The following is a 15,086-nucleotide window of genomic DNA, read 5'->3' as shown; positions in this document are numbered from 1 at the left end:
CCAACTGAAGGAAGTCATGCCCACCCCGCATGCAACGCGCACCGCTATGCCCGCCACCACCCCGGCAGCAGCCATTCCAACCACACCACGCCATGTCCCCCTCGCGGAACAGACCCGCGACGGCTTGGTCGAGAGCATCCACTACGGCTCCCTTATCGCCGTCGGGCCGGACGGCGAAACACTCCTAGAAGCCGGCCAGCCCGACGCCGCGTTCTACCCACGGTCCTCCCTCAAACCGCTGCAGGCGGTCGCCATGGTCCGTGCGGGACTCAAGCTTCCTGAGAACCTCCTCGCCCTCACCGCGGCAAGCCACTCCGGCGCCGCGATGCACCTCGACGGCGCCGCACGCATCCTCGAAATGCACGGCCTGGACAAAAGTGCGTTGGAAAACAGCACCGACCTCCCTTACGGCACCGCCGAGCGCGAAGCATGGCTTCGCGACGGCGGCACAGCCACCCAGCTCGCACAGAACTGTTCCGGCAAGCACGCATCCATGGCCGCCACGTGCGTGATCAACGGCTGGCCGGTCCAGGGTTACCTGCACCCCGAACATCCCCTCCAAATGCTTGTGAAGGACACCATCACTGAACTCACGGGCGAAGACGCCGCGGCCATTAGCACCGACGGTTGCGGCACCCCGCTCTTTGCCCACAGCCTGCACGGCATGGCCCGGGCCTATGCCCGAATGGCCGCAGCGGACAACACTGAAGCGGAGGGCCAAGTAGCCCACGCGATGCGTGCCTTCCCCGAGATGGTGGCTGGCGAGGGGCGCGACGTCACAGCGATCATGCGCGCGGTTCCCGGACTGCTCGCCAAGGACGGTTTCGAAGGCCTCCAGCTCATCGGCCTGCGGAACGGCACCGGCGTCGCCATCAAGATTTCCGACGGCGGCGACCGCGCCCGCATGCCCGTCACCGTCCGCGTCCTTGAGGAACTGGGGCTCGACGGCGGCCAGCTCGCCACGCTCGCCAGCGCTCCCGTGTTGGGCGGCGGGCGTCCTGTCGGCGTGCTCCGTGCCGCGAACTTCCTCGCATCCAACTGACTTCGACTGAGTCGAACTGACGCAGCCAAACAAGCACAAAGACCAAAGGACAGCAATGACATCTGCCGTGCACTCCACGACAATTCCAGAGTTCCGCTCGGAACATGATCTCCTCGGAGACCGCGACGTCCCTGCTAATGCCTACTGGGGCGTGCACACACTGCGTGCCATCGAGAACTTCCCCATCACCGGCCACCCGCTGGCCAGCAACGCCAACCTCGTCAAGGGCCTCGCCGCAGTCAAGCTCGCCGCCGCGCGCACCAACCGCGACCTCGGCCTCCTGGACGACGAACGGGCGGACGCCATCGAGCAGGCCTGCCAGGACATCCTGGACGGCAAGCTCCACGAGCAGTTCATGGTGGACGTCATCCAGGGTGGTGCCGGCACCAGCTCCAACATGAACGCCAACGAGGTTATCGCCAACCGGGCCCTTGAAATCCTTGGCCACCCGAAGGGCGACTACGCCAGGCTGCACCCGAACGACCACGTCAACTTGAGCCAGTCCACCAACGACGTGTACCCCACAGCCGTCAACCTGGCCACCATTTTCTCCGTCCAGGGCCTTCTTTCGGCTCTTCAGGAACTCCAGGTCGCGTTCGCAGAGAAGGGCGAGGAATTCCGCACCGTGGTCAAGATGGGCCGCACGCAGTTGCAGGACGCCGTACCCATGACCCTCGGCCAGGAATTCGGCGGGTATGCCGTGACTGTGGGCGAGGACCGGGCTCGACTGGCCGAGTCCCAGCTGCTCATCCACGAGATCAACCTTGGCGCCACTGCCATCGGAACCGGCCTGAACGCCCCGGTTGGATACGCCGCAGCAGCCTGCGGGCACTTGGCTGAGATCACCGGCCTGCCGCTCGTCACGTCGGTCGACCTCATCGAGGCCACCCAGGACGTGGGCGCGTTCGTCCACCTCTCGGGCGTGCTCAAGCGCGTCGCCGTCAAGCTTTCCAAGATTTGCAACGATCTCCGCTTGCTGTCCTCCGGACCGCGTGCGGGACTGGGCGAGATCAACCTCCCGGCTGTGCAGTCGGGATCGTCCATCATGCCAGGCAAGATCAATCCGGTGATCCCGGAAGTGGTCAGCCAAGTGGCCTATGAAGTCATCGGCAACGATGTCACTGTCACCATGGCGGCCGAAGCCGGACAACTCCAGCTGAACGCCTTCGAGCCGATTATCGTCCACAGCCTCCACAAGAGCATCTCCCACCTGGAAGCCGCGTGCCGCACCCTCACGTCGCGCTGTATCCAGGGCATTACCGCGAACACCGAACGCCTGCGCCTCACGGTAGAGCAGTCGATCGGACTCGTCACGGCACTCAATCCGCACATCGGCTACGCCTCCGCCACAGCCATCGCGCAAGAAGCGCTGGCAAGCGGCAAGGGCGTCGCCGAGCTCGTTCTCGAACACGGCTTGCTGACCTCGGAGCAGCTCGACGAGCTCCTCCGCCCCGAACGCCTGGCTAACCTCAGCAACTAGGCTGAGCCGCGCAAAACGACCCACGACGGCGGCCCCCGCCGGCCGTCGTCGGGCCTGAACGCGCAAAAAAACCAGGCCGGACGGCGAGATCCGGACCCCCAACAGGACACCCCCTAAGGATTCCCATGACCAATGCACCCATCACGGACCACACGGTCCCGCCACAGGCGCACGCCACTGAAAAGCTCCTCCACGCCGAGGACAAGGGCTATCACAAGAGCCTGAAGCCGCGTCAGATCCAGATGATCGCAATCGGCGGCGCCATCGGCACCGGCCTGTTCCTGGGTGCCGGCGGCCGTCTCAACGCTGCGGGCCCCTCCCTCGTCATCGCGTATGCGGTCTGCGGCTTCTTTGCCTTCCTGATCCTGCGCGCCCTCGGCGAACTCGTGCTGCACCGCCCGTCGTCGGGCTCCTTTGTCTCCTACGCCCGCGAGTTCTTCGGCGAGAAGGCTGCGTTTGTCTCCGGCTGGTTCTACTGGATCAACTGGGCCACCACCACCATCGTCGACACCACCGCGGCGGCCCTCTACATGAACTTCTTCGGCAAATATGTCCCTTGGATCGGCGTCGTCCCGCAGTGGGCCTGGGCACTTATCGCGCTTCTGGTGGTGCTTTGCCTGAACCTGGTCTCGGTCAAGGTCTTCGGCGAAATGGAGTTCTACTTCGCCCTGATCAAGGTGGCTGCCCTGGCGGCGTTCCTAGTGATCGGCACGTACTTCGTCATCTTCGGCACGCCGGTACCGGGCCAGGAAGTGGGCTTCAGCCTCCTCGCGGACCACGGCGGGATCTTCCCCACCGGCATGCTGCCCATGATCATGCTCATGCAGGGCGTGCTGTTCGCCTACGCCTCGATCGAGCTCGTGGGTACCGCCGCGGGTGAAACGGAGAACCCCGAGAAGATCATGCCCAAGGCCATCAACTCCGTGGTTTTCCGCATCGCCGTCTTCTACGTGGGTTCCGTCATCCTGCTGGCGCTGCTGCTCCCGTACACCTCCTACGTCAAGGGTGTCAGCCCGTTTGTGACCTTCTTCGGCCACATCGGCGTGCAGGGCGTGGACGTGATCATGAACCTCGTGGTCCTCACCGCTGCCCTGTCCTCGCTGAACGCGGGCCTGTACTCCACCGGCCGCATCCTGCGCTCCATGTCCGTGGCCGGTTCCGCTCCGAAGTTCGCCCAGCGCATGAACAAGGCCGGTGTCCCCTACGGCGGCATCGCCATCACGGCCGGCGTCTCCCTGCTCGGCGTCCCACTGAACTACCTCGTACCGTCCGACGCCTTCGAGATCGTCCTGAACGTCGCCTCCGTGGGGATCATCGTCACCTGGGCCACCATCGTCCTGTGCCAGATGCAGCTCAAGCGCTGGGCGGACAAGGGCTGGCTGATACGTCCGTCCTTCCGGATGTTCGGCGCCCCCTACACCGGTTACCTCTCTCTGCTGTTCCTCTTGGGCGTGCTGGTGATGGTGTTCATCGACTCCCCGCTCACCATGCTTGTCACGGCCATCGCCTGTGCGCTCATCGTGGTTGGCTGGTACCTGTGCCGCAAGCAAATCCACGAACTCGCAGCGGCCCGCGACGGCTTCACGGGCAGCTCTCCCGTGATCGCCAACCTGCCGGTTGCTGGTGCAGAGGACAAGATCTAGCCCTTCAGTATTCAGTGCCCGACGGCGGCACCTGAGGTTCCGTTCGCGCGGAACCCGGGTGCCGCCGTCGTGCGTTAGGTCCCCCAACTGACTCGCAGTTGTTGTCGTTTAGAGGCCTCAAAACGACAACAACTGCGAGTTAGTTGGGTGCCAGACATCGGATCATTCGCCGTTAGGATGTAGCCATGGCTGTCACAGATGAAGCGATCAGCAAGATCAAGGACATGCTGATCCGCGGGGAACTCAAGGCCGGGGACCGTCTCCCGCCGGAGAAGGAACTGAGCGAGCGGCTCGGCCTCTCGCGAAGTTCCCTGCGCGAAGCCGTCAAGGCCCTCGAACTCATTCGTGTCCTGGACGTGCGGCGTGGGGACGGCACTTACGTCACGAGCCTTGACGCCAAGTTGCTCAACGAGGCAGTAGCGTTCGTCGTTGATCTTCACCAGGACCGTTCCATCCTGGAACTCTTTGAGGTCCGACGAATCCTGGAGCCCGCCACCGCGTTCATCGCAACAGGCAAGATGACCCCGACGGCGCTCACGGCCTTGCGCGCCACGATGGACGGGATCGACGAGAATACCGACGTCGAAGAACTCGTTGCCCACGACCTCGAATTCCACGGCATCATCACCCAAGCCGCCGGAAACGACTACCTCGCCGGACTGCTCGAGGCTCTCTCCAGCAGCACCGTCCGGGCCCGTATTTGGCGCGGCTTGACCCAGGAAAAGGCTGTGGCTCACACCCTTGCCGAGCACAAGGCCATCGCGGACGCCTTGGAACGCGGCGACGCCGAGCTGGTCAGGGCACTCGTCACGGTCCACATCAGCGGCGTCGAAAGCTGGCTGCGCCAGGCGCTCTAGCGCGCCGGTGCTTAGCGCCGAAGCCCATACGCCCGCACCGCGGTTCCCTCACGGAACTCCTGGCGCTCCGTTGAATTGAGCTCCCCGGCAAGTTCCAGCAGCACTTCCAGGGTTCGTCCGTACGGAGCACCCAAGGTACTGACGGGCCAATCGCCACCGATCATGAGCCGTTCCGGACCGAAGGCATCCAGCGCTTCGTCCCACAGTGGACGCAACGCCTCGGCAGTGTAAGGAATCCCCGGCAAATGCAGGCCGGATACCTTGGCCACAGTGTTGGGCAGCTTGGCCAAGGCCCGGAAATCGGCACGCCATAAGTCCATCGCCGCAACATCGGCCAACGGCGGCTTCCCGAGATGGTCCAGCACGATGGTCAGCTCCGGGAGCTCCCGGGCCAGCTGGACAGTACGTCCGAGGTGCCTCGGAAAGGCGTCCGGTACGTCGAACGCCAATCCGTGGCTGGCGAGCATGCGCAAGGAATAGCGGACTGCAGGCAACTCGAGGAAGTCGTCCCTGGGGTCGTTATGGACCAAGTGCCGCACGCCCCGGAACGCGGGGTTCCCCAGGAACCGATCCAACTCCTGCTCCGCTTCGGCGGGCCTGTCGAGCGGAATCCAGCCCACGACGCCGAGTACCCAGGCGTTGCGGTCGGCGGCAGCGAGCATGGACTCGGTATCCGCGACGGTGTCGTCAGCCTGGACGAGCACTGCTCCCCCGACGCTCGCCGCGTGCAGGGTTTCCCGGGCCTCGGCTTCGCCGTAGCTGCGGAAGAGTCCGCCGTGCTGCGGGCCAAGCCACTCATAAGCCTCCGGCGCAAGCTCCCACAGATGCAGGTGGGAATCAATCACCCCGCCACACCTGCCAAAGCCGCCCACAGACCTTCGGGCAGATCCTCATTCATCCGCGCTGCGTTGGTGGACACTTGCTCCGGGTTGCTCGCCCCAACTGTCACGTTCACGACGCCCGGGTGTCGCAGGCTGAACTGGAGTGCCGCCGTCGGGAGTTCCACTCCGAAGTCGCGGCACACGTCGGCGAGTGCCCGGGCACGCTCCACCAGCGCGCGCGGGGCACGCGCATAGTTGTAATGCGCATCCTCGGGGACCTCGGATCGCGCCAGCAGGCCGGAGTTGAACACGCCCACGTTCACGACGCCGGTGCCGCGCGCCACGCAGCGGTCCAGGAGCGGAACACCGGGCTGCTCAAGCAAGGTGTACCGTCCGGCGAGCATCACCAGGTCCAGATCCGCGGCTTCGACGCATTCGAGTGCGGCTTCCGCCGAGTTCGTCCCGACGCCGATAGCCTTCACCAGGCCGTCCGCACGCAGCTTTTCCAGTGCGGGCAAGGCTTCGCCGATCCCCTTGGTGAGGTCATGGACATCCGGATCATGCAGGTAGGCGATATCCACGTGGTCCAGGCCGAGGCGTTCGAGTGATTCCTCGATGCTTCGGCGGATGCCTGCTTCGGAAAAGTCCCACTGGCGCTTGCTCGTTGCCGGGACGTCGAAACCTTCGTCGTCCTTCGCGCTGGCTCCGGCCGCATTCGGTTCCAGCAACCGGCCCACCTTGGTGGACACGGTGAACTCAGTCCGGGGCTTCTCCCTCAGCACGGCACCAAGCCTGCGCTCGGACAGTCCCAAGCCGTAATGCGGGGCGGTGTCGAAGTAGCGGACCCCGGCATCCCAGGCCGCGTTGACAGTGGAGGCTGCTTGGGCGTCCGGCATGGCACAGTACAAATTGCCGATGCCGGCGGCGCCGAACCCGAGCTTGCCCAGCTGGCCATCCCATCGCGCGCCGCTCATGCCAGCTCCCATACCAACGGGATGCCCGAGTCATTGCCCGAATAGTCATCTTGGACGTCCAGAAGCTCCGCCATGCGGGCTTGCCACGGGACATTGGCCGGATGGTCCGCGAGCGCCCGGCGCATGGCTTGGTAGTCCGTCACCTCAACGAGGTGGAAGAGGTCCTGGCCGCTGCGCCAGATCCGCCAATTGCCCACGCCGGCGCCCTTCAGGGCAGCGACGAGTTCGGCGGGGATCCCCGCATGGGCATCCGCGTAGTCCTGTTCGGCACCCGGTTTGAGCCGGGTGTGCAGGGCGATGGTTTCCGGCACGCTACACCCCGGGCTTCAGGAAGAGTTCGACGACGGGCACCGTCACGTCGGGTCGCTGGACAGGCAGCTTCAGTGTCAGGGTACCCGCCGGTTGCCCTCCAGGGGTGGTGTTGATTGCCGCCCGGTCCGGTGAGATCTCAAGCATCGCGACTTCGGAGGCATCGTTGAGCAGCTGGGCATATTCCACCTTGCCGGCGAGTTCGGGGAGGTGGACGTATTCGAACGGCCACGCAAACAAGTGCACGTAAAGTCGGTCCCCGCGGCGCGTATACCGGGCGTCCGCGGGCGGAGTCCATGCCGCGGGTCCGGCTCCGTAGATGGCCCGGGAATGCAGCTTCATCCAGTCACCGATGCCTCGGAGCGACTCCACGGCCCTCCGATCGAAATTTCCCCGGCCCGTGGGGCCGACGTTGAGGAGCAGGTTGCCGTCCTTGGACACCCCATCCACAAGCATCCGCACCAGCAGATCCACGGACTTGTAGTCCAGGTTGTCCCGGTCATAGCCCCAGCTGCCGTTCAGGGTCTGGCATGCCTCCCAAGGCACCTCGACGCCGTCCACCACCATGGGACCGGACGGCTGGTACTGCTCGGGCGTGGCGAAGTCGCCGGGAATGTCCAGGCGGTCGTTGACGATGATGCCGGGCTGAAGCTCCCGGACCATCTTCAGGAGTTCCACCGAACCCCACGCCTCGCGGCCCTTGCCGCCCCAGATGTGCTTGTGGTCCTCGCTGGTGTAGGAGAAGTCGAAGAAGAGGTAGTCGATCTGGCCGTAGTTGCTGAGCAGCTCGCGTACCTGGCCATGGAGGTATTCGCGGTAGCGGGCCATGTCGCGGCCCACGTTGAGTTTTTCGGCGTCGGGGTTGTCCCGTTCGGGGTGGAATCCGTCGATTGTGAAATCCGGGTGGTGCCAGTCAATGAGTGAGTGGTAGAAACCTACCTTCAGGCCGAACTCCCGCAGCGCCTCGACGTATTGGGCCACCAGGTCTTGGCCGGATGGCGTCTTGGTGGATTTGTAGTCGGTGAGCGCGGAGTCCCAAAGGCAGAACCCCTCGTGGTGCTTGGTGGTCAGCACCACGTACTTCATCCCAGCACCCTTCGCGGCACGGGCCCATTCCCGCGGGTCGTAGAGATCCGGGTTGAAGTGCTGGAAGTACTTCTCATATTCCTCGGCAGGAATGCGTTCGCGGTTCATGACCCACTCATGCCGTGCCGGCAGGGCATACAAGCCCCAGTGGACGAACATGCCGAACCGGGACTCCGTGAACCAAGGTGCTTGCTTTATCAACGGGATTCCTTCCTCGTGTCCGCGGCCCACATCGGGCCGTCGGGAAAGCTGTAGTCGGCCAGCGTGCCAGCAACCATTTCACCACCGGCACCGGGCGCCGAAGGCGGCCAGTAGCAGCCGTCGTGGACATCCACCGGAGTAACGAAGTGCTCATGCAGATGGTCGACGAACTCAATCATCCGACCATTCTTGTCTCCGGAAACCGCCACGAAATCGAACATCGACAAGTGCTGGACGGCCTCGCAGAGACCCACTCCGCCTGCGTGCGGGCAGACGCGGACGCCGAACTTCGCGGCAAGAAGGAGGATCGCGATGTTCTCGTTCACTCCCGCAACCCTCGCCGCGTCCAACTGCAAGACCTGCAGGGATCCCGCCTGCAGCATCTGCTTGAACATCACACGGTTCTGGACATGCTCACCCGTGGCCACGGGGATCGGCGCCACGCCCCGGGCAATCGCGGCATGGCCGAGGACGTCATCGGGACTGGTGGGTTCCTCGATCCAGGCAATGCCATAGGGGGCCAGGTGCGCCATCCAGTCAATGGCTTCCTGAACGTCCCAGCGTTGGTTCGCGTCCACCGCGATCTTGATATCCGGCCCCACGGCATCGCGTGCCGTGCGGACGCGACGGATGTCGTCTTCCAGCGAGGCCCCCACCTTGAGCTTGATCTGCCCGAAACCGTCCGCGACGGCTTCCTTGGCCAGACGCACAAGCTTGTCGTCGCTGTAACCCAACCAGCCCGGCGTCGTGGTGTAGGCGGAGTAGCCTTCCGCGAGAAGCGCTGCCCTGCGGGCGGCGCGCCCCGGCTCCGCCGTCCGCAATATTCCCAGCGCATCCTCAGGAGTGAGCGCATCGCTGAGATACCGGAAGTCCACGAGTGCCACGATCTCCTCGGGACTCATTCCGGAAAGCAGCTCCCACAGCGGGAGCCCGGCCCGCTTGGCCTTGAGGTCCCAAAGCGCGTTGACGACGGCGCCGATCGCCATGTGCATCACGCCCTTTTCGGGACCGAGCCAACGTAGTTGCGAATCGTGGGCAAGAAGCTTCCAGGTGCCGCCCATGTCGCCGAGCAATTCTTCGACGTTGCGGCCCAGGATGTGGTGGCGGAGTGCCCCGATCGCCACCGCCTCCACCTCGTTCCCGCGCCCGATGGTGAAGACGAAACCGTGGCCTTCGTGACCGTCATCGGAGTCGGTACGGATCACCAGATATGCCGCCGAATAGTCCGGATCCGGATTCATGGCGTCCGATCCGTCCAGTTCCTGGGAGGTGGGAAAGCGGATATCGAAGGTGTCCACCGCGGTGATGACGCTCATTGTGCTCCTTGCTTGGCAGCAGGTCGTTTGCTGGGATGAGCGTAAACATCCGATGTCTGCATTGTCAATGGGTCACATTTCCGTATTATGGAGAGCAACAGCAGACTAGAGCTCGGATGTTAGAGCCAGAGCACGGAGGAATACATGAACATGAAATTCGCCCGGCTGGGCACTGCCGGAAATGAAAAGCCGGTTGTCATCGCCCAAGACGCCAACGGCACCGAAAAATCCTTCAGCATTGACCCGCTGACGAAGGACATCAATGGAGAGTTCCTCGCCACGGACGGCATTGCACGCACCCGGGATGCCCTTGCGGCCGGGAATCTGCCCGAGATGTCGGCCGAAGGCCTCCGGATCGGTTCACCCATCGCCCGGCCGGGGAACGTCGTCTGCATCGGCCTCAACTACACCGCGCACGCGGCCGAATCCGGTGCCACGCCCCCGGAATCACCGGTGGTGTTCCTGAAGCCAAGCAACACGGTCAGTGGTCCGTTCGACGCCGCGCCCATTCCGCCGTCGTCGGAAAAGTACGACTGGGAGGTGGAACTCGGCATCGTGATCGGCCGCGAAGCGTCATACCTTTCCAGCACGGACGAGGCTGCCGACTGCATCGCGGGCTACGTCGTCGCCAACGACCTCTCCGAGCGCGACTACCAGCTGCCTGGCGCCGCAGGCCAGTGGACCAAAGGCAAGTCGCTTCCGCAGTCCACACCCCTCGGCCCCTGGTTGGTTCCCGCCGATGAGCTCGACGCCGGACACCTCGCGTTGCGCACGTGGGTCAACGGCGAGATCCGCCAATCGTCGGACACTTCAGACATGATCTTCGATGCTCTTACCGTGGTCCACCACCTCAGCCAGTACATGGTCCTGGAGCCCGGCGACGTCATTCTCACCGGCACTCCGGAAGGGGTGGCGCTCTCCGGCCGCTTCCCCTACATCCAACCCGGCGACGTGGTGGAGCTCGAGGTAGAAGGGCTCGGCCGCCAGCGGCAAGAGTTCTATCGGGCCCGCTCCGGTTCGCTTGCAGCAGTAGGCACCGACAAGGCAACGCGGTGAGCACCGAGTTCGAGGGGCTCGTAGCTCTGGTCACCGGAGGGGCGTCGGGTATCGGTGCGGCTATCGCTGACCGACTCGCCGACGGCGGGGCGCAGGTCGCTGTGCTCGACCTCAACCCCTCCGGGACCCCGCATTTCGGCGTCGAATGCAACGTGGCCGACGACGCTTCGGTGCGCGTCGCCGTCGCCGCCGTCGTCAGGAAGTTCGGCCGGCTCGACGTGGTGGTCAACAACGCAGGGATCGGCGCCCAAGGGGATGTTTCAGCGAACGACGACGACGAATGGCACCGCGTGCTGGACATCAACGTGGTGGGCATCGCCCGCGTCAGCCGTGCGGCCCTGCCGTACCTGCGCGAATCGCCCGCGGCCGCGATCGTCAACACATGCTCCATCGCCGCGACCGCCGGTCTGCCGCAAAGGGCCTTGTATTCGGCGTCGAAGGGCGCTGTTTTGTCCCTCACGCTGGCCATGGCGGCCGACCACGTCCGCGAAGGGATCCGCGTCAACTGCGTCAACCCGGGCACGGTGGACACCCCGTGGGTGGGCAGGCTCCTCGAATCCTCCGCCGATCCCGCCGCCGAGCGCGCCGCGCTCAACGCCCGCCAGCCACACGGCCGCCTGGTGGAAGCAGCCGAGGTAGCGGGCGCCGTCGCCTACCTCGCGAGCCCGCTGTCCGGCTCGACGTCGGGTACGTCCCTGGCGATCGACGGCGGCATGCAGGGGCTGCGGTTGCGCCCGGTGGGGTAGGCACGTAACGCAACGCCCGCGCAACCTCTCCCCGCCACTGATTCGCCTATGCTCAACACCAGGCAATCGATGGCGATCCACCAAGGAGCAGGGCATGAGCAATTGGCGCATCAGGGACTTCCACTCGTCGGACATGGACGGCATCCTGCACCTGTGGGAGTCGCTCAAAGCGGACAACGTGGACCCGGTCTATGCACTCTCCGAGGTCCTCGCGTCATGCGAGAAGGACCACGCCGTGGTGGCGGTGCAGGGCGAGCAGGTGGTGGGTGCCGCCGTCGGACGCGCGGCCCATGACCAGGGCTGGATCGTCTTCCTGGCCACGCTGCCCGAGTTCCGTGGCCGGGGGATCGGCACCTCGCTGCTGGCCGCCGTCGAGAACCGGATGACCCCGCACGGGCTCAACAAGCTCTCGGCCCTCATGCCGGAGTCCGAAACCCGCGTTGAAGCGTTCCTGGGCCGCGGCTTCCTGCTCAAGCAAAACCTGCACTACTTCGAACGGACCATCCCGGTACAGCGTCAGGAGCTCGAGCCGTTGAGCCAGCTTGGCGGCCGCATCCTTGCCCGGGACCTGTGGGAAAACGTCGCCGGCATGCGCCGCGAAAAGGAGCTGCTGGAACGCCGCCTGGTCCTTCCCCTGGCGGAGGCCGACCTCGCCGATCAGTTCGGCGTGGTGCCACCGCGCGCCGTCGTTCTCTTCGGCCCTCCCGGGACCGGCAAGACGACGTTCGCCAAGGCGATCGCGTCCCGGCTCGAGTGGCCCTTCGTGGAGGTCTTCCCCTCGCGGCTGGCCTCCGATCCCAAGGGCCTTGCCGGCGCCCTGCGCGAGACGTTCCTGGAAATCGCCGAACTGGAGCACGCGGTCGTGTTCATCGACGAAGTGGAGGAGATCGCGTCGCAGCGCTCCGGCGAGCCGCCGTCCCCCCTCCAGGGCGTCACTAACGAACTCCTCAAGATCATCCCGGCCTTCCGCGAACAGCCCGGCCGCCTCCTGGTTTGCGCCACCAACTTCATCCGCGCCCTTGACACCGCCTTCCTGCGCCACGGCCGCTTCGACTACGTCATCCCCATCGGCCTGCCCGACGTCCACGCCCGCGAAGCCATGTGGCAGCGCTTCATCCCGGCCAGCGTGGTGGACTCGGTGGATGTGGCCTTGTTGGTGTCGCGGACAGAAGGCTTCTCCCCTGCCGACATCGAGTACGCGGCACGCAGCGCCTCCCAGCGCGCTTTGGAAAAAGCCGTGTACGACGACGGCGCCTCCGCAGGGGGCCCCGCACCGGCGTCGAACGCCCGCAAGGGACCGGTCACCCAGGACTATCTCGACGCCATCGCCGACACCCGCACCACCGTGAGCGACGAAGTCCACCAGGACTTCCTCGAAGACATCGACTCTCTCGCCCGGGTTTAGAGCAACGCGGGGTCACTTACGGCCCATGTTGGGGCCCCGGATGGGCGCTAAGTGACCCCGCGTTGGAGAAGGAGGAACCGTGAACCTGTTTCTGACCATCCTGAGCGGTGTCGCCTGGACGACGGTCTACATTTGCGCGATCCGGATCGGGTTTCGCGACAAGACATATGCCATCCCGGCGGCGGCGCTTGGTCTGAACTTCGCGTGGGAGGTCATCTACTCGGTGCATTCGCTCAGCACGAGGCTCTCCGTGCAGGGCGTCATCAACATTGCCTGGGCGTTGGCCGACGTCGCGATTGTGTACACGTTCTTCGCGTTCGGCAGGCGGGAACTTCCCGGATTTGTCACACGGCCGCTGTTCATCGGATGGGCGGTCCTGCTGGGCCTGGCATCGTTCGCCGTGCAATGGCTTTTCATCACCGAATTCGATTGGGATCCCGCGTCCCGGTACGCGGCTTTCCTGCAGAATCTCCTCATGTCCGGCCTGTTCATTGCCATGTTCGCTGCCCGACGCAGCCTGCGGGGCCAATCCCTGGTGATCGCTGTAGCAAAGTGGATCGGAACCCTCGCGCCAACGATCACCTTTGGGGTCCTCGAGAGTTCACTGTTCATTCTGGGCATTGGCGTCCTGTGCGGCGTCTTCGACCTGACGTACATCGGGCTGCTGTTGTGGGCCAAGAGGAACCCGGGTGCTCTCTCCAAGGATCGGGACTCGGGGGGCCTCCCGGCGGTACCCTGAACCATGTCCATCAATCCATTGCGCCATGCACTTTCGCGCATGGGCGGGCGCGATCCCCAGGAGCTGAATCGCACCGCCACACCCTTGGAACTTTTCTTTGACCTGACATTTGTCATCGCCTTCGGGGTGGCCGGCAGCCAGTTCGCGCATGAGCTGGCCGAGGCCCATTTCGGCTCCGGTTTGATGGGCTTCACTTTCGCGATGTTCGCCGTCATGTGGGCCTGGATCAATTTTTCGTGGTTTGCCAGCGCCTACGACACTGACGACTGGGTCTTCCGGGTTGTCACCATGGTTCAGATGGTGGGTGTGCTCATCCTTGCCATGGGCATCGAGCCGATGTTCCAATCGCTCGACGAGGGGCACCGCGTGGACAACTCCACCATGGTGCTGGGTTACATCATCATGCGGTTGGCGTTGGTTTTTCAGTGGCTACGCGCCGCAAAGTAGGATCCGGAGCGCCGCAGCGCTTGCCTCACCTACGCGAAGTTCCTGGTGGTGGCGCAGCTCGGCTGGGTGGTGGTGCTGATTGTCCAAGCCGACATCCTGACGAATTTCCTCATGGCTGCCCCGCTCTTCCTGCTGGAAATGGCGACACCGACCATCGCCGAGCGCAAAGCCAAGACGCCTTGGCACGCGCACCACATCGCGGAACGCTACGGACTCTTGGCCATTATTGCCCTGGGCGAGTGCCTGATCGGTGCCATCGAATCCCTTCGGGCGATCGTGGCCCTTCACGGCTGGTCCGTTGACGCCGCCCTCGTGGGTCTCGGCGGTACCGGGCTGGCCTTTGGAATGTGGTGGATCTACTTCATCCTCCCGTCCGGCCACGCCCTGCATCACCAGCGGCACCGGGCATTCGCTTTCGGATACGGTCACATGTTCATCTTCGGGTCGATCGCCGCTACTGGTGGCGGACTTCATGTGGCCGCCCTCTTCATCGATCATTCGGCCCACATCAGCGCCACCGTTGTAGTAGCCACCATCGCCATCCCGGTGGCACTGTTCAAGGTAGCCCTGAGCTCGCTGTACGGCTACCTGCTAGGTTTCGACCGCGCGCTCCTCGGGGTCACGGCCCTCGTGGTCGTGCTGATTTGCGGCAGTGTGGGCTTGGCTGCCCTGGACGTCTCTGTTCCTGTCTGCATGATGGTGATCGTGGCGGCCTTGGCTATCTCGATCGTGATCGACGAACGGCGCGGGGCCGCACGCCGGGAGGCAGCGCTGGAAAGGCTGAGGGAACGTCCGGCCACCTAGGCGAATTCCTGGGTCCGGGCCCCAAATCGCTGTACCGGAACGCAACGAACGGCCCGCACCCACGATGTCGACCGGTCTTGGGAGATCAGCGAGAGCGTGCCGGAGACATCGCTCCGCTGGAACGGGGACAAGAGTCATTGGCGTCCGTTAGCGCACCTCA

13 protein-coding genes and 1 pseudogene are annotated in these 15,086 nt (G+C 64.6%); 9 read left to right on the top strand and 5 right to left on the bottom strand.

What is annotated here, in order from left to right; translation table 11 throughout:
• Window positions 1–16: 16 nt before the first annotated feature.
• The 4 genes from ACSVHC_RS12455 (at window position 17) to ACSVHC_RS12440 (ending at window position 5,022) form a co-directional block, all read left to right on the top strand.
• Window positions 17–1,042 carry an asparaginase gene (locus ACSVHC_RS12455; protein ID WP_437774098.1) on the top strand — a complete coding sequence of 342 codons (1,026 nt, stop codon included), beginning with the start codon at window positions 17–19 and terminating at the stop codon, window positions 1,040–1,042.
• Window positions 1,043–1,097: 55 nt separating this feature from the next.
• Window positions 1,098–2,522, top strand: coding sequence for an aspartate ammonia-lyase (locus tag ACSVHC_RS12450; RefSeq protein ID WP_437771719.1), 1,425 nt, complete (start codon window positions 1,098–1,100; stop codon window positions 2,520–2,522).
• Between the two features lie 125 nt (window positions 2,523–2,647).
• A complete protein-coding gene (locus ACSVHC_RS12445) occupies window positions 2,648–4,165 on the top strand; it encodes an amino acid permease (RefSeq protein WP_437771720.1) in 1,518 nt (505 codons plus the stop codon).
• Between the two features lie 185 nt (window positions 4,166–4,350).
• Window positions 4,351–5,022 carry a FadR/GntR family transcriptional regulator gene (locus tag ACSVHC_RS12440; protein WP_236813453.1) on the top strand — a complete coding sequence of 224 codons (672 nt, stop codon included), beginning with the start codon at window positions 4,351–4,353 and terminating at the stop codon, window positions 5,020–5,022.
• 11 nt (window positions 5,023–5,033) lie between these two features.
• Here ACSVHC_RS12440 and ACSVHC_RS12435 read toward each other — a convergent pair whose 3' ends face one another.
• Genes ACSVHC_RS12435 through ACSVHC_RS12415 form a run of 5 tightly spaced genes read right to left on the bottom strand, consistent with a single transcriptional unit; the run spans window position 5,034 to window position 9,729 of the window.
• Window positions 5,034–5,867, bottom strand: a complete 834-nt coding sequence (locus ACSVHC_RS12435; protein ID WP_437771721.1) for an amidohydrolase family protein — start codon at window positions 5,865–5,867, stop codon at window positions 5,034–5,036.
• A complete protein-coding gene (locus tag ACSVHC_RS12430; RefSeq protein ID WP_437771722.1) occupies window positions 5,864–6,817 on the bottom strand; it encodes an aldo/keto reductase in 954 nt (317 codons plus the stop codon). Before ACSVHC_RS12430 ends, ACSVHC_RS12435 begins: the two co-directional genes overlap by 4 nt.
• Window positions 6,814–7,128: an L-rhamnose mutarotase gene (locus ACSVHC_RS12425; RefSeq protein WP_437771723.1), complete on the bottom strand. Its 315-nt coding sequence runs from the start codon at window positions 7,126–7,128 to the stop codon at window positions 6,814–6,816. Before ACSVHC_RS12425 ends, ACSVHC_RS12430 begins: the two co-directional genes overlap by 4 nt.
• A gap of 1 nt (window position 7,129) precedes the next feature.
• A complete protein-coding gene (locus tag ACSVHC_RS12420; protein WP_437771724.1) occupies window positions 7,130–8,413 on the bottom strand; it encodes an alpha-L-fucosidase in 1,284 nt (427 codons plus the stop codon).
• Window positions 8,410–9,729 carry an L-fuconate dehydratase gene (locus tag ACSVHC_RS12415; RefSeq protein ID WP_437771725.1) on the bottom strand — a complete coding sequence of 440 codons (1,320 nt, stop codon included), beginning with the start codon at window positions 9,727–9,729 and terminating at the stop codon, window positions 8,410–8,412. The genes ACSVHC_RS12420 and ACSVHC_RS12415 overlap by 4 nt, the downstream gene beginning before the upstream one ends.
• A 144-nt stretch (window positions 9,730–9,873) precedes the next feature.
• Between ACSVHC_RS12415 and ACSVHC_RS12410 the strand changes: the two genes are divergently transcribed.
• The 5 genes and pseudogenes from ACSVHC_RS12410 to ACSVHC_RS12390 all read left to right on the top strand — a co-directional run bounded on the left by ACSVHC_RS12410 (window position 9,874) and on the right by ACSVHC_RS12390 (window position 14,926).
• Entirely contained in the window at window positions 9,874–10,785 is a 912-nt protein-coding gene (locus ACSVHC_RS12410; RefSeq protein ID WP_437771726.1) for a fumarylacetoacetate hydrolase family protein, read from the top strand.
• Entirely contained in the window at window positions 10,782–11,531 is a 750-nt protein-coding gene (locus ACSVHC_RS12405) for an SDR family NAD(P)-dependent oxidoreductase (RefSeq protein ID WP_437771727.1), read from the top strand. The genes ACSVHC_RS12410 and ACSVHC_RS12405 overlap by 4 nt, the downstream gene beginning before the upstream one ends.
• A gap of 94 nt (window positions 11,532–11,625) precedes the next feature.
• Window positions 11,626–12,936, top strand: coding sequence for an ATP-binding protein (locus tag ACSVHC_RS12400; RefSeq protein WP_437771728.1), 1,311 nt, complete (start codon window positions 11,626–11,628; stop codon window positions 12,934–12,936).
• Between the two features lie 79 nt (window positions 12,937–13,015).
• Window positions 13,016–13,675: a transmembrane-type terpene cyclase gene (locus ACSVHC_RS12395; RefSeq protein WP_437771729.1), complete on the top strand. Its 660-nt coding sequence runs from the start codon at window positions 13,016–13,018 to the stop codon at window positions 13,673–13,675.
• Between the two features lie 3 nt (window positions 13,676–13,678).
• Window positions 13,679–14,926, top strand: a pseudogene (locus ACSVHC_RS12390) (low temperature requirement protein A).
• Window positions 14,927–15,086: the final 160 nt, after the last annotated feature.

Origin of the sequence: Arthrobacter sp. KNU-44 (assembly GCF_051843155.1) — a bacterium.
In the GTDB taxonomy this organism is placed as follows: domain Bacteria; phylum Actinomycetota; class Actinomycetes; order Actinomycetales; family Micrococcaceae; genus Arthrobacter.
Note: the sequence above shows the minus strand (reverse complement) of the source record. Positions and strands in the feature narration are given on the sequence as shown.

What these genes read in the sequence shown, in the direction of transcription:
- ACSVHC_RS12455 (WP_437774098.1), top strand. Translation starts at nt 17, where the DNA reads ATGCCCACCCCGCATGCAACGCGCACCGCTATGCCCGCCACCACCCCG.
- ACSVHC_RS12450 (WP_437771719.1), top strand. Translation starts at nt 1,098, where the DNA reads ATGACATCTGCCGTGCACTCCACGACAATTCCAGAGTTCCGCTCGGAA.
- ACSVHC_RS12445 (WP_437771720.1), top strand. Translation starts at nt 2,648, where the DNA reads ATGACCAATGCACCCATCACGGACCACACGGTCCCGCCACAGGCGCAC.
- ACSVHC_RS12440 (WP_236813453.1), top strand. Translation starts at nt 4,351, where the DNA reads ATGGCTGTCACAGATGAAGCGATCAGCAAGATCAAGGACATGCTGATC.
- ACSVHC_RS12430 (WP_437771722.1), bottom strand. Translation starts at nt 6,817, where the DNA reads ATGAGCGGCGCGCGATGGGATGGCCAGCTGGGCAAGCTCGGGTTCGGC.
- ACSVHC_RS12415 (WP_437771725.1), bottom strand. Translation starts at nt 9,729, where the DNA reads ATGAGCGTCATCACCGCGGTGGACACCTTCGATATCCGCTTTCCCACC.
- ACSVHC_RS12410 (WP_437771726.1), top strand. Translation starts at nt 9,874, where the DNA reads ATGAACATGAAATTCGCCCGGCTGGGCACTGCCGGAAATGAAAAGCCG.
- ACSVHC_RS12400 (WP_437771728.1), top strand. Translation starts at nt 11,626, where the DNA reads ATGAGCAATTGGCGCATCAGGGACTTCCACTCGTCGGACATGGACGGC.